The sequence below is a fragment of the Myxococcus sp. CA039A genome, from assembly GCF_013336645.1.
Taxonomy (GTDB): domain Bacteria; phylum Myxococcota; class Myxococcia; order Myxococcales; family Myxococcaceae; genus Myxococcus; species Myxococcus llanfairpwllgwyngyllgogerychwyrndrobwllllantysiliogogogochensis.
Genome location: NZ_JABUMQ010000115.1, coordinates 17,021 through 29,797, shown reverse-complemented (window position 1 = coordinate 29,797; position 12,777 = coordinate 17,021). Strand labels below are relative to the sequence as shown.

Below are 12,777 nucleotides of genomic sequence, written 5' to 3'. Positions count from 1 at the left end.
AAGAGACAGGTCCACGGTCGCGTCCAGAGGCATCCCCCAGGCCCCACCCGGCGCCTCTTCCTGCTCCACAGGTCGCTCCTCCACTGAGCCCTCCCGGAACGCCTCCGCCTTCCGGCAGTCCCCTCAGTCCCAGGAGCACCCATGTCCCGGTTCCTCTCCCGGGCGCTCGCCTTCCTGCGCGCGCTCGCGCGATACATCCGTCGCGCCTTCCGTCTCCTCTTCATCCTCATCCTCGTCGCCCTGCCCATCCCCGTCGCGCCCGTCGTCGCGGCCCTCCTGCGCCCCTTCCGGCGCAACCTCCCCGCCGAGGTCCTCCGCAAGAAGAAACAGCCCTGAGACACAGGGCCCCGAGCCTCACGGCTTCGTCCAGCCCTCGTCCTCGCCAGGCCCGCCGAAGTCGTCCCCCTTCCGGGGCGCGTCGCGCGTGCGCTTGACGGGCAGCCTCCATCCCCGCCGCACGGAGATGAGCCGCACCGCCGCGCCCACCGCCATTCCCGCCACCAGGGCCAGCCGTCGGTGCCCCGTCAGCGAGAATGCCAGACACACCAGGCTCGCCGCGAAGGCGGCGAGCGCGTAATACCCAGGCTCCGGCCTCATCACCGTGGGCGTGCGCCGGATGAGCACGTCGCGGATGATGCCGCCCCCCGCCGCGGTGATGATGCCAATGAGCACCGCCGTCCCAGGGCTCAGCCCCACCTCCAGCGTCCGCTGCGTCCCCGCCACCGCGAAGGAGCCGAGCGTCAGCGCATCCAGCGCGGACAACAGCTTCACCGTCGGCCCGTGCCGCAGCTCGAAGAGGAACGCGGCGAACGCCCCCGTGAAGGCCGCGACCAGATAGGCGGGCTTCACCAGCACCAGCGGCGGCCCCACCTGGAGCAGCGTGTCGCGCAGGATTCCGCCCCCCACGCCGGACACGAGCCCCAGCACCAGGAAGCCCATCAGGTCCATCTTCCGCCGCTCGGCCAGCAGCGCCCCCAACACCGAGCCAGAGAACACCCCCAACAGGTCCGCGACGAGCGTCCCCAAGGAGATGACCTGCTCCTGCACATTCGGTTCAGTCAGGTCGAGTGACATGGCGCGCGGCGGCCCGTCAGCACACCGCCATCCACCAGCGTGGGGACGCCGCGGTCCACCAGCAACCCGCGCCGGGAGGGTCAGGGGCCGCATGCCCGGCATTCCCTCCCCAGCGGGCTGGCACTCGGGCGACAGGACAACATCTCCCTGCCCCCATGGCCGCGCCCTCCGCGCGAACGCAACTTACCTGTCTACCCGCGTCTCCCGGAGCGAAGGCCATGAATCCCTCCCGACCCGCTGACCGCATCTTCGAGGGTGGAACCCTGCTCACCATGAACGAGCATCAGCCCACCGCCGAGGCCCTGGCCCTCCAGGACGGCCACATCCTCGCCGTGGGCACGCGCGCCGAGGTCCTCGCGCTGCGCGGCCCCGACACCGAGGTCATCCCGCTCCAGGGTGGGACGGTGATTCCCGCCGTCGTCGACAAGCTGTCGAGCGGCAACTCGGACGAGGAACCCGAACCCCAGGGCACCCTCGCGCCAGGCCAGCGCGCCAACTTCGTCGTGCTCTCCGGCAACCCGCTCATCGTCACGCCCCGCGCCCGCGAGGACCTGCGCGTCCTGCACGTCGTCAAGGACGGCCGCAGCCTCTACTTCGCGGACACCCCACCCGCGCGCGAGAAGAAGGACGAAGACCCCTTCAGCGAAGCCCTCTTCCTCGACGAGAGCGGCTGGCTCGTCTGAGTCCCGCGGTCAGCGGCGCGGACAAGGCCCGGCGCGTCGAGTAGCTCGGCGCGCACCCTCCGAGAAATTGTCCTGCAACGAGCACCTCGACACGGCAGGCGGGGTGAATGACACCCATCCACGCGTGGGCTATTGAAAGTTCTGCGCTGTGTACTCCAGGGGTGACTTCCTCCCACTCCCGGCGTTCTGCGATGGTGAGAGGGAACCCGCACCGGAGAGCCTCATGCTCCGCCGCCTTGGCCCCGCGTTCTTCCTCGGAACCCTGCTGCTCGGGGGTGCCTGCAAGAAGTCACAGGACCCCGCGCCCGCGACTCCGGCGCCCCCTCCGTCCGCGGAGCCCGCCCCCACCTTCGCGCTCTCGCTCCTCCAGGACGCGTCCCCTTCGGGCTGTACCTGGATGCGCCAGGACGCCACGGGCCTACGCAAGGCCCTGGCCACCGTGGAGGCTCCCTGCGAGCGCCTGGGCATGGCCTGGAGCCCGGACGGCAAGCAGGGCGCGCTGGTGGACCGGGGCGGAGGCACCGTGCCGCCACGCGCCTGGAAGGTGGAATTCGACTCACCCCAGGGCCTTGTGTCACTCGCACTCCCAGACGAGGGGCACACGGACTCGCTCGGCTTTGACGCACAGGGCCGTGTCGTCGCCCTGGTGTCGCAGTTGGAGGGTCTGACGCGGAAGGAAGAGCGAGGCGAGGAGGTCTTCGTCGTGGATGGCCGGCGGCTGCCCGTGCCGGAAACGGAGGGCAGCCCGGGCCTCGCGCATGCGTACCGCCGCGAGGGTGAGGCGTGGAAGCGCATCGAGTCCGTCGCGACGGTGTACGAGCGAGAGGACGCGGCGGGCACGACGGCGTTGGCCACCGCCAGCCAGTTGGTGTCCTCGACGTTCGGCGCGGACCCGGATGCGCCCACGGCGACGGAGCTCTCCGAGGGCAGCGAGGACGCGGTGCGTCTGGATGCAGTGGTGAAGGACAAGGGCCACACGGAGTACGGCGCCTGGGTCTCGCTGGAGACGCACGGAGGGCCGCTGTACGCGTGGCGCGCGGCGCGCGAGTTGCCAGTGCTGATGCCGCCGCTGCGCTGGGAAGCGAATGATCGCCTGTCCGAGCCGGAGGCCCTGTCGCTGGAGCCCACGTCGGTGGTGGAGCTGCGCGTGAGAGGCGCGCTGTTGCTCGTGGCCTCCGACCACAGCGCGCGCATCTACGACGCGCGAAGCAAGAAGCGCATCGCCCAACTGGACGGCGTGCATGGCGCGCGCTTCTGGCCCAAGCAGCGCACCGTCACCGCGGCCCTCCCCTCGGGGACCTCCGCCGGGCAGTAGCGACTGCCTGGAGGGTGAGCAGGCTCTCGGGCCCCTCGCCAGCCCGGCATGCGAGCGTCCGCGCAAGCAAGCCAACCCTCCCGCTCATGCCCATCCCTTGAGGGATGCACGAGCGTTTCCACAAGTTCGCCCAGGGCGTGTCCGAGCGTGTGGGCTCCGTCCAGGCCCTGCTGCTCGCGGTGTCCGTGGTGGTCATCTGGGCGGTGACGGGGCCGCTGTTCCACTTCAGCGACACGTGGCAGCTCGTCATCAACACGTCGACGACCATCATCACCTTCCTGATGGTGTTCGTCATCCAGGCCACGCAGAACCGCGACGCGAAGGCCATCCACCTCAAGCTCGACGAACTCATCCGCGCACAGAAGCACGCGCGCAACGAGTTCACGGACCTGGAGGACGCCACCGAGGAGGAGCTCGCGGAGCTCTCCCTCCAGTTCAAGCGCGTGCATGAGCGCGCCCGGGGACGCCACGTCGCCCAGGGGCACGATGACCGGCACGAGCCCGCATCGGACCCGGGCTCGAAGCACTGAGCCTGTGCGACTAGGGCGACTTCACCAGCGACATCATCATCGCGGCATAGCCGCCCACGCCCAGGCAGCAGGAGAGGACGGGCACCAGCAGCGCGCCAAGGGCAGCCTGTCCCCAACCCACGCGGTACAGCTTCTGGTACGCGGCCACTCGCACGCCAGCGCTCCAGAAGGGCATCACATACATGCCGCAGAAGGGCACCAGGCCCAGCAGGTAGACGCCCTGGGACAGGGCATGTCCGCGCAGCGTCGCGGCGAACGTGCTCGGCGCTCCCGCCAGCCGCAGCACCACGTGGTCCAACGCGGAGGCCACCACCGTGATGACCATGCTCAGCACGGGCATCACCACCACCCAGCCGAAGAAGAAGAAGACAACGAGGCCCCGGAAGAAGGAAGGGCCTGGCTCGCCCATCGCTCGGGACGCGAGGTTCTCGTAGGGGACCACCAGCAGGACGGCGAAGTAGAACAGGCTGGTGACGAAGTAGCCGACGAACGCAGTGAGCAAGGCGAAGAGGAGCGAGCTGCCCACGCTCCCCTCCGGTGACATCCGTCCGAAGGTGACGCCCGGACGCAGCATCACCTCCACGCACGTCTTCCAGAACGCCTTCGCCCAGCCCAACTCCTCGCGCTGGTCCCACGGGAGTGGCTCGTGCGGCGAGCGCTCATGACACCGCGCGCAGACCAGTTCGCCGCGAGGACCCTCGCGCAGACACTGTGAGCAAGCGAAGGCGCCACAGCGCGTGCACGCATGAAAGCTCATCCACTCCGGATGGATGGCGCAGACGGCCACGTCCGAGTCGGCGGGAGGAGCAACCAGCAAGGAGGCGCCACACGCCGGACAGCGCTGAGCGCCGGGGGCGAAGGAGGCCTGACAGAAGGGACACGGGATGCCGGACACGAGAGGCATCCTCGCACAGTCCTCCCGGACGACCTCGCCCAAGCGAGACTCGTGCGAGCGCATGAGGCCGTGGTCATCCAGCACGAGGCTCGCGCCACACCCATCCCAGCTGGCAGGCGATGTCCTCGCCTCAAAGCGACTGACGCGGGCGCACGGCACGAATCCATGGGACACCCGGCACGAGGCTCGCGCAACACGCCAGCCCGATAGGCCGGCGCCATCTTCGAATCAGAGAGACTGACGCGGGCGCACGAGGCCGTGGTCATCCGGCACGGGGCCCGTTCCACGGTCCACGCCTGCCCGGTTGGCCGGCTCGGCGGTCAACTCCGGAGGACGGGCCTCGCGCGCGCGACGGGCCTGACGCAAGGCCGCCTTCGCTTCGGCAGGGTGGCCCTGGGCCTTCTCCCGCTTCGCCAGGGCCTCCCACAGCTCCGGTGACTCCGGGTGCAGCGCCACACCCGCGCGCACCAGGCCCAGCCCCACGCGCGGCGTCTCCGAGTCCATCACCACGCGCTTGAGGAACGACATCGGCGCCAGCGCCAGCGCGCCCTGCGGCGTCGCCAGGGCCTCCTGTAGATGCGCCAGCACCTCCCCGTCCCGCTTCACCGTGAGCAGCGCCTGCGACAGGGCCCACCGGGCATCCACGCTCCTCGGCTGCAACTCCACCGCCCGCTCCAGCCAACGCACGCGGTTCGCGGACTGCTTGCGCCACGCGAACCCCTCGGCGACGCGCAGCAGTTCGTCCGAGTAGTCCGGCCGCACATCCGGCGACAAGACCGCCGTCTTCTTCAGCGCGGGCCAGTGCGCCTCCGGGTTCTTCGTCTCATCCAGCCGCAGACGAAGCAACTCCGGCACCTCCGCGCGCTTCCACCCGGCGACGAAGCGCAGCAGGTCCCCGCGCAGCGGCTCGCCGAAGCGCTCCGTGTCCGGCACACCCTGAGCTTCACACGCGGCCAGATAGTCCGCGAAGAACGACAGCGGACCTTCCGCCGGGTACGCCAGCAGTCGCTCCGGGCCATGCGCCTTCTCCAACGTGCGCGCCATCTGCGCGCCCACGCGGATGAAGACGGAGCCCAGCTTCGGGTCATGCCCGCTGCGGATGCGCTCCAGCGCCGCCTTCGCGTCCTTGCCGATGAGCTTGCGGTCCAGCAGCTCCGACACACGCGCGAAGGCGCCCGGCAGGTCCTCGTCCGGCGGCAGCGTGCCCGGCCCTCGAGTGGCCCACAGGTGATACGCCAGACCATAGCTGGCGATGCGCCCCAGGCCCTCGTACACCACCGAGTCCACCGGGTCCGTGAAGTGCGCGTCCCTGCGCGTGACACCACTCTCCAGCACGCCCTCCATCAACCGGATGGACAGGCGCCGCAGCCGCTTCGCCTCGCCCTCGATGTTGGTGGCCAGCGCAATCACCGTGTCCTCGGCGGGGAACATCACCAGCAGCGTCGTCGTCTCCGGCTGCCCGCCCGCGTGCGCCACCAGGTAGTGGCCGCGCAGGGGATAGGTCGCGAAGCCCATGCCGTAGTCCGTGAGGCGCCCGTCGCGCGTGGCCATGGACGCCTGCATCTTCCCCATGGTGTCCCGCTTCACCAACCGGTGGGCCAGCACCGCGCGACCAAAGCCGAGCATGTCCCCTACCGTGGCCCGCGTCCCACCTCCACCAAAGCGACTGGACACATCCAGGAAGCGCGAGGGCTTCAGCACGCCGTCCTTCACGCGGTAGCCCACCGCCTGGTGCTCGTCGCGCGTCGCGGTGACGTCCAGGTCCGCGTGCTCCATGCCCGCGGGCTGGAAGACATTCTCACGCAGGTAGTCGCGATAGGACTTCCCCGACGCCGCCTCCACCGCCGCGCCCAGCAGGTTGTAGCCCCAGGTGCTGTACAGGTAGCGGGTGCGCGGCTCGAAGGCGAGCGGCTTCTCGGAGAAGGCGGAGATGGCCTCGCCCGTGCTCACCGGCTTCACGTTGTTGCTGGAGGCCAGCCCGTCATACGTGGGCACCCCGCTCAGATGTCCCAGCAAATCCTTCACCGTGACGGTCCACTGCTTCGCCGGGTAGCCCGGCACCAGCGTGTGGATGTCCGCGTCCAAATCCAGCTTCCCCTGCTCCACCAACTGCAAGACGGCGACGGCGGTGAAGGACTTGGTGACGGACGCCATGCGGAACGTGGTGCGCGGCGTCGCGGGCAGACGTTTGGCCAAATCCCGCAGGCCATAGCCACACACCCAGCGCTGGGCCCCGCGCGTGACACCCACCGTCAGCCCCGCGACGGGCCCCTGGGACAGCTCCGAGCGGACGATGGCATCCAGCGCCTGCGTTACCTCGGGAGAAAACCCGCGCGGGCCCTCGGCGGCCTCCGCGCTCACGGACTCGCACACCGGCGTGAGACGCGGCGCCGACAGCGCCGGAGTCGCGAACAACCACAGCGCGGCGAAGAGCCCCCTCGGCGTCATCATGGCGCGGCCTCCACGGTCGAACCAGGCGGGCTTCCGGCCGCGGGCGACAGCGCGGCCACGCGACGGGAAGCCGGCGGCGTCTCCACCCAGGCGCGCAGCAGCGCGTCCGTCACCAGATGGCCCAGCACATCCAGCCCCCGTCCGCGCGGATGCACCAGGTCTTCGTGCATGAACCCGGACTGGTGGAAGCGCGACAGCGCGCCCTTGCCCCCCATGGCCGCGTAGAGGTTGAAGAAGGCGCACCCTTCCGCCTGCGTCACCTCCCGCTCCGCGTCGACGACAGCCTCCAGGAAGGGGCGCTGCGTGAAGGCCTTGCCCCGGTCCTTCGTGTCCCGCACCGCATCCATGGGCCCCACCACCAGACAGGCACTGCCCGGCGCGGCGGCTCGAGCCCTACGCAGCAGCGCCCCCAAGTCCTTGCGCAGCGTCTCCAAATCCGTGCGCTTCCACTCCAGGCGCTTGGACTCGTTGCCCCCCAGGAAGAAGACGAGCAGCCGAGGGTCGCGCTCCGCCAGCTGCGAGCGCAGCGCCGCGTCATCCAGCCGCGCATAGAGGCTCGCATCCGCGGACGGCACCCCGAGCATGTCCAGGACGATGCCAGGACGCGCGTGCTGCAACACCACGCCCTGCACCACCGCGCCCTTCGCCTCCGCCACCACGTCCACCGATGTCGTGCCCGCGGGCAGCTCGAAGCGCGTGGCCTTCGATTCACCACTCCCCGTGGGCTCCGTCCGGGCCAGCACCGTGTCCCCACTCAGGACGGTGAGCGCGCCGCCATGCGGGACATCCAGCCACCACAGGGTGCCTCGCGGCTCGCCCTCCAGCTTGAAGCGGCTGCGCGCCTTCGCGACGGTGGCCACGTGGTACACGCCCGTGACTCCAAACGGGTGCGGGGGCTTGCGCAGCTCGCCCAGCGTGCGGGGCTCCCACCCTCCCTTGCTGTAGCCGGTGCGTCCGCGCCCACCATAGGGCGCCATCCGGTCCACCAGCAGCACGCCCCGGCCCGCGGCGCCGAAGCCCGCGCCCAGGTCGTCCCGGAGGATGTCCACGATGCGGTCCCCGGCGATGAGCGAGTTGCCGAAGGCCTCGATGACCGTGGGCCCGGACGCCGTGCCGGCGGACAGGGAATCCAACGATTCGAAGAAGGACGCCAGCGCGGTGCGGGCGCAGCCCGTGCCCACGGGCGCCACGCACGGGTCATCCACCTTCGCCCCGAGCGCCCCGAGCTTCACCGCCAGCGCCTGCGTCGACCGCGTCCGCTCCGTGGGCTCCGGCGCCACGCGCCGTGGCACGGGTTCGGGCTCGGGTGGCCTCGGAGCTTCAGACGGAGGGCGCGCCACCGCCGCCGCCGGAGGGGCCGTGACAGGCTCCGGGGCGGTGAGGGGGCGAACCTCGGAACCGATTTCACAGGCGGCCAAGAGGCCACAGCAGGCCAGGACGTGGAACACGGCCCGCCGTCCACCCCACCCGACTTCCGAATGCGTCATGCGGCGTGCAGCGTAGACGAACTCTTCCGCTCGCGCATTTTCCCGGCCCGCCAGCCTCCCTGCTCCTCAGGGAAGCGTGGGCGAGGGATGCGCTCGCACCTTGCCTCCTGGTTTCCCGCAACCCTGCGACACACAGGGCCTCCGAGTTGGCGGACGGGCGACATCCGAGGTCCAACCGACAACATCTTCACTTCACTTGGGACGCGGAGTCCCCAGATTACCCGTCACCCACTATGGAGAATGCGAAGAACAAGGTAGCGAACTGGACGAGGTTCCATCGCAAGTTCGGCGGCCATGTGCGCCAGCTTCGCAACAACCGGGAGCTCACCCAGGAGGCCCTCGCGGAGCGGTGCGAGCTCTCGGTGGATGCCATCCGTCGCATCGAGCGCGGAGCGTTCTCTCCGTCGCTGGATACGCTCGGCAAGCTGACGACAGGCCTGGACGTGTCACTCAAGACGCTCTTCAACGGCTTCGAGCAGGAGCGCACCGAAGAGGTGGCGGAAATCTGCGACTTCCTGTCCAGCCTCTCCGGCCCGGAGGTGAAGCTCGCCTGGAGGGTGCTCCAGGCCATGTTCGAGGAAACCTGAGGACCTCTTCTGCCGGTGCGAACCGGCAGATGTTCCCTGTACCCCGCGCCCACCATGACCTAGGGAGACGACCTCTCATGCCAGGAGCCTCCGAAGGAACGCTGCTCGTCGTGGAGGATGACGCGGACCTCCGCGCCTCCGTGGTCGACGTCCTCACGAGCGCGGGCTATCGCAGCGCCGTGGCGAAGGACGGCCTGGAGGCGCTCACCTGGCTGGAGGTGCACGGGCGCCCCTCCCTGGTGCTGCTGGACATGGAGATGCCGCGCATGGACGGGTACGCCTTCCTGGAGCGCCTCGCCCGACACCCCGCCTGGACCGGGCTGACCGTGGTGGCCCTGACGCCCCGGCGGGTGCTCCACCCGGCCGTGCTCGACACCCTCCTCAAGCCCTTCGACGGGCACGACCTCCTGGAGCGCGTGCCCCACTGGCTGCGCGGCTCGCGCCTTCCCGGAACGTCCTGAAGCGCGATTCCATTGCGCGCAATGGACCTGGGCCGCATGTTGCGGGGAGGAACCGCCATGCCCCTGCCCAAGAAGCGCGTCGACGCGCTCCACCTGAACGAGCAGCTCTGCTTCACCCTGTACTCGACGGTGCACCTGCTCAACCGCACGTACCGGCCGCTGCTGGAGAAGCTGGGCCTCACCTATCCCCAGTACCTGGCGATGCTGGTGCTGTGGGAAGAGGACGACGTCACGGTGAAGGCGCTGGGGGAACGGCTGCTCTTGGACTCGGGGACGCTCACGCCGCTGCTCAAGCGGCTGGAGTCCGCGGGGCTCGTCAAGCGCGAGCGGGACGTGCTGGATGAGCGGCAGGTGCGCATCCGGCTGACGACCTCGGGGCGCGGCTTGCGCGCGAAGGCGGAGTGCGTGCCTCCGTCCATCCTGGAGGCGTCGGGCTCATCGCTGGAGGAGTTGCAGGACCTCAAGGCCCGCGTGCTCGCCATCCGCGAGGCCCTGAGTTCCCGACTGGAGCAGGAGCCTCCGCCCGCGCCCGCGAGCAAGCGCCGCAAGACGGGGTAGCTATACCTGCGTCTTGAGGACGTCCTTCAGCCCGCTGGTGCCCTTCTCGACGACGCGACTCACCAGGTCCAGGGACTGTGTGTAGCGGTACATGGACGCCTGGAGCGCCAGCAACTCCGCGTTGGAGTAGTGCGCGCCAGAGGACGCGGACTGGATGATGTCGTCCAGCACGCGCTGGCCCTGCTCCAGCTCCTGGACGAAGCGGGAGATGCCGTGGAGCACCGTCCGCTCGGTGCTGGCGACCGGGGACACCGCGCTCGAGGGAGCGACCTCACGTGGAGCGCTCGGGCTCGAAGGGGCATTCGCCTTGTCCGCGAGGACGCCATCGAACCGGGACGCTTCGTGCTTCTCGGCCGCGACACTCACCGGTGGCGGCGTCACCTGCGGCGGAAGTGGAAGTGGTGCCGCGGTCAGCGGGCTCGTCATGGGGACCGTCTCCTTCGGGCGTGGAGCAAGGCGTCACCCGCGAGTATCCCCGCCGGGGCTGACAGCCTCCTGGCGCGGCGCGAGGGCCCTTCCCGAAAGGTCGGGCCCTCGTCCACGCGGGAGACACTTCACCGAGTCACGCGCGCTGAATCCGCGTGCCCCACGCCTTCAGGCGCTCGACGACATGGGCCGGGTCCAACACCCCCTCGGGCGAGTACAGCCCCGGGGCCACGGGAGCCCCTCCCACGAGCCCCAGCAGTCGCTCCACCGCGAGCGCCACGCCCCTCCCGCTCAGCCCCGAATGCACATCCCCATCCACCAGCGTGTGGCGCACGTGCGTCGTCGTCCCGTCCGGCAACTCTCCGATGAGCTCGATGATGACCTCGTGGCCGGGACCCTGACCGGCCGGGCGGCTCGACGCGGCCCGCACCGCGAAGTCGAGTCGCACCGTGCTCGCGTCCGTCACCGCCGCGAGGGTGGCCACGTCCAGCAACGGATACGCCCGGCCCTTCCACTGCGTGCCGTCCGCCCCCTGGAAGGTCCGCGTCGTGTCCTCCTCCGTGGTGGCCCAGAGGAACTTCCCGTCCTTGCGAATCAGCGGGCTGGGCACGCCCTTCGTCAGCCGCTCCATGTCTCCGCTGGCGGCGGGCCCGCCCACGTCCTCCTCGTCGAAGACGGCGCCAATCAGGATGGAGTGGACCTTCTTCAGCTCGCGAGCGAACTGGAGGGTGGACATGGCCACGGTGCCGCCCAGGAAGTGCCCCAGGAAGAGCACGGGAGCGGCCGTGGGTTTCTGGATGTGGAGCGCGACCTCCGGGCCGATGTCGAAGACAAAGTCGGAGAAGGAGACGTACGGCAGCCCGTGCGCCTGCGCGTACTTCATCGAGCGCAGGGTGTCGTCCTTGAGCAGCACCACCACGGCGCTGAAGGCGGCGTCTGGAGCCAGGCCCAAATCATCGCGCTCCAGGTCGATGCGCACGGCCTCCGCCCGGCCGAGCTCCCTGGCGAGCGCGGCGGCCTTGCTCACATCACGTCCTCCAATCCGGAGGGCCAGCTCCGGGTGCAGCTCGCGCAGTGCTTTCACGGCCCGGCGTCCAACAATGCCGGAGCCTCCGATGACGAGGACGGGCTTCAGGTTCGATGCGTTCATGATGGGATTCCTGTGTGTGGAAGAGAGGTGGAGGTCATGCGCGACGAAGCCGGGCGCCGAACTCCTGGAGTCGGCGCAGCAGGTACTCCGGCTCGATGAGGACATGGGGGAGGTAGAGCCCCGGCGTGACGGGTGCGCCTCCCGCGAGGCCGAGCAACCGCTCGACGCCCACGGCCACGCCCACCGCCGTCATCGGAGCCTGTCCCTCCGGGTGCATCAACTCGTGACGCACGCGCGTCCGGGTGCCGTCGTGCAGCGTGCCTTCGAGTTCGAAGATGATTTCGGTGGAGAAGGGCTCGCCACGGCGGCGCGGCGCGGAGGTGCCGATGGCGACATCGAAGCGGATGGACTTCGCCTGCGTCGCGGCGGCGAGGCTCGCGGGGTCCAGCATCGTGTACGCCTGCCCCTGGACGTCCTGCCCTTCTCCGTCGCGGAAGGTGCGCAGCGCCGCGTCGCCTCCCACCCAGCGCCACTGTCCGTTCTCCAGGATGAGGGTGTTGGGCGTGGCCTTCGACTGCCGGTCCAGGTCCGCGTACGCGGCGGCCCCGCCCACGTCCTGCTCGTCGAGCACGGCGCCGATGGCGATGGACTCCAGCGCGCGGAACTCCCGGGCGAACTGGAGCGCGGGCAGCGTGGCGGCGCCCACCAGCCAGGCGCTGCCCAGGAGGATGGGCGAGCGCGTGGGCTGGTGCATGTGGAGGGCGACCTCGGGAGCGACCTCGAACAGGCTCGTGGAGATGCCCAGGTACGGCAGCCCGTGCGCCTGCGCGTACCGCAGCGAGTTGAGCGTGTCGTCCTTCACGAACAGGACGACGGCGCTGTAGGCGCGGCTCGAGGGCTGGCCCAAATCGGGCCGCGACAGGTCCACCGTCGTGGCGTCGGCGAGGCCGACCTCGCGGGCCACCGCCTGGGCGCGGGACACATCCCGGCCGCCAATCGTGAGCGGCAGGTCCGGTTGCAGCCGACGCAGGGCCTTGGCGGCCAGGGAGCCGACAACGCCCGAGCCACCAATGATGAGGACGGGTTTCCGAGGGTTCGAAGACATGACGGGTGCGCTCCCCTGCCCCGAGAGGCAGTGGTTGAGGGGGCCGGAGGGCCGGCGGGAAATGGTGCCGCGTTGACCCTACTTAAAGTAAGTTACCAAAAGTAGGTTCGCCACG

At 70.0% G+C, this 12,777-nt stretch carries 14 protein-coding genes; 7 read left to right on the top strand and 7 right to left on the bottom strand.

Annotation, left to right across the window (positions count from 1 at the left end; translation table 11 throughout):
• Positions 1 to 141: 141 nt before the first annotated feature.
• Positions 142 to 336 carry a hypothetical protein gene (locus HR086_RS20335; protein WP_174460576.1) on the top strand — a complete coding sequence of 65 codons (195 nt, stop codon included), beginning with the start codon at positions 142 to 144 and terminating at the stop codon, positions 334 to 336.
• A gap of 18 nt (positions 337 to 354) precedes the next feature.
• Here the strand turns inward: HR086_RS20335 and HR086_RS20330 are convergent, their stop codons facing one another.
• Positions 355 to 1,074, bottom strand: a complete 720-nt coding sequence (locus HR086_RS20330) for a trimeric intracellular cation channel family protein (protein ID WP_174460575.1) — start codon at positions 1,072 to 1,074, stop codon at positions 355 to 357.
• Between the two features lie 218 nt (positions 1,075 to 1,292).
• On the opposite strand from HR086_RS20330, the gene HR086_RS20325 reads away from it, so the two are divergent.
• The 3 genes from HR086_RS20325 (at position 1,293) to HR086_RS20315 (ending at position 3,602) form a co-directional block, all read left to right on the top strand.
• Entirely contained in the window at positions 1,293 to 1,757 is a 465-nt protein-coding gene (locus HR086_RS20325; protein ID WP_174453725.1) for a hypothetical protein, read from the top strand.
• Positions 1,758 to 1,980: 223 nt separating this feature from the next.
• A complete protein-coding gene (locus HR086_RS20320; protein WP_174466433.1) occupies positions 1,981 to 3,072 on the top strand; it encodes a hypothetical protein in 1,092 nt (363 codons plus the stop codon).
• 104 nt (positions 3,073 to 3,176) lie between these two features.
• Positions 3,177 to 3,602 carry a low affinity iron permease family protein gene (locus tag HR086_RS20315; protein WP_174460574.1) on the top strand — a complete coding sequence of 142 codons (426 nt, stop codon included), beginning with the start codon at positions 3,177 to 3,179 and terminating at the stop codon, positions 3,600 to 3,602.
• Between the two features lie 10 nt (positions 3,603 to 3,612).
• Here HR086_RS20315 and HR086_RS20310 read toward each other — a convergent pair whose 3' ends face one another.
• The 3 genes from HR086_RS20310 to HR086_RS20300 all read right to left on the bottom strand — a co-directional run bounded on the left by HR086_RS20310 (position 3,613) and on the right by HR086_RS20300 (position 8,240).
• The gene (locus HR086_RS20310; RefSeq protein ID WP_174466432.1) at positions 3,613 to 4,506 is read right to left on the bottom strand and encodes a YIP1 family protein; all 894 of its coding nucleotides are present in this window, start codon (positions 4,504 to 4,506) and stop codon (positions 3,613 to 3,615) included.
• 219 nt (positions 4,507 to 4,725) lie between these two features.
• On the bottom strand, positions 4,726 to 6,948 hold the full coding sequence (locus HR086_RS20305; protein WP_174466431.1) for a serine hydrolase: 2,223 nt from the start codon (positions 6,946 to 6,948) through the stop codon (positions 4,726 to 4,728).
• Positions 6,945 to 8,240, bottom strand: a complete 1,296-nt coding sequence (locus HR086_RS20300; RefSeq protein WP_373564330.1) for a GDSL-type esterase/lipase family protein — start codon at positions 8,238 to 8,240, stop codon at positions 6,945 to 6,947. Before HR086_RS20300 ends, HR086_RS20305 begins: the two co-directional genes overlap by 4 nt.
• 428 nt (positions 8,241 to 8,668) lie before the next feature.
• Here HR086_RS20300 and HR086_RS20295 point away from each other — a divergent pair, with 428 nt between their 5' ends.
• The 3 genes from HR086_RS20295 to HR086_RS20285 all read left to right on the top strand — a co-directional run bounded on the left by HR086_RS20295 (position 8,669) and on the right by HR086_RS20285 (position 10,041).
• Entirely contained in the window at positions 8,669 to 9,022 is a 354-nt protein-coding gene (locus HR086_RS20295; RefSeq protein ID WP_174453720.1) for a helix-turn-helix domain-containing protein, read from the top strand.
• Positions 9,023 to 9,099: 77 nt separating this feature from the next.
• Positions 9,100 to 9,483: a response regulator gene (locus HR086_RS20290; protein WP_217439504.1), complete on the top strand. Its 384-nt coding sequence runs from the start codon at positions 9,100 to 9,102 to the stop codon at positions 9,481 to 9,483.
• A 57-nt stretch (positions 9,484 to 9,540) separates the two neighbouring features.
• Positions 9,541 to 10,041 carry a MarR family winged helix-turn-helix transcriptional regulator gene (locus HR086_RS20285; protein WP_217439503.1) on the top strand — a complete coding sequence of 167 codons (501 nt, stop codon included), beginning with the start codon at positions 9,541 to 9,543 and terminating at the stop codon, positions 10,039 to 10,041.
• Here the strand turns inward: HR086_RS20285 and HR086_RS20280 are convergent, their stop codons facing one another.
• The 3 genes from HR086_RS20280 to HR086_RS20270 all read right to left on the bottom strand — a co-directional run bounded on the left by HR086_RS20280 (position 10,042) and on the right by HR086_RS20270 (position 12,662).
• Positions 10,042 to 10,467, bottom strand: coding sequence for an ATP-dependent helicase HrpB (locus HR086_RS20280; protein WP_174460570.1), 426 nt, complete (start codon positions 10,465 to 10,467; stop codon positions 10,042 to 10,044).
• A 136-nt stretch (positions 10,468 to 10,603) separates the two neighbouring features.
• A complete protein-coding gene (locus HR086_RS20275; protein WP_174466429.1) occupies positions 10,604 to 11,617 on the bottom strand; it encodes an NAD(P)-dependent oxidoreductase in 1,014 nt (337 codons plus the stop codon).
• A 34-nt stretch (positions 11,618 to 11,651) separates the two neighbouring features.
• Positions 11,652 to 12,662 carry an NAD(P)-dependent oxidoreductase gene (locus HR086_RS20270; RefSeq protein ID WP_174466428.1) on the bottom strand — a complete coding sequence of 337 codons (1,011 nt, stop codon included), beginning with the start codon at positions 12,660 to 12,662 and terminating at the stop codon, positions 11,652 to 11,654.
• Between the last annotated feature and the right edge of the window lie 115 nt (positions 12,663 to 12,777).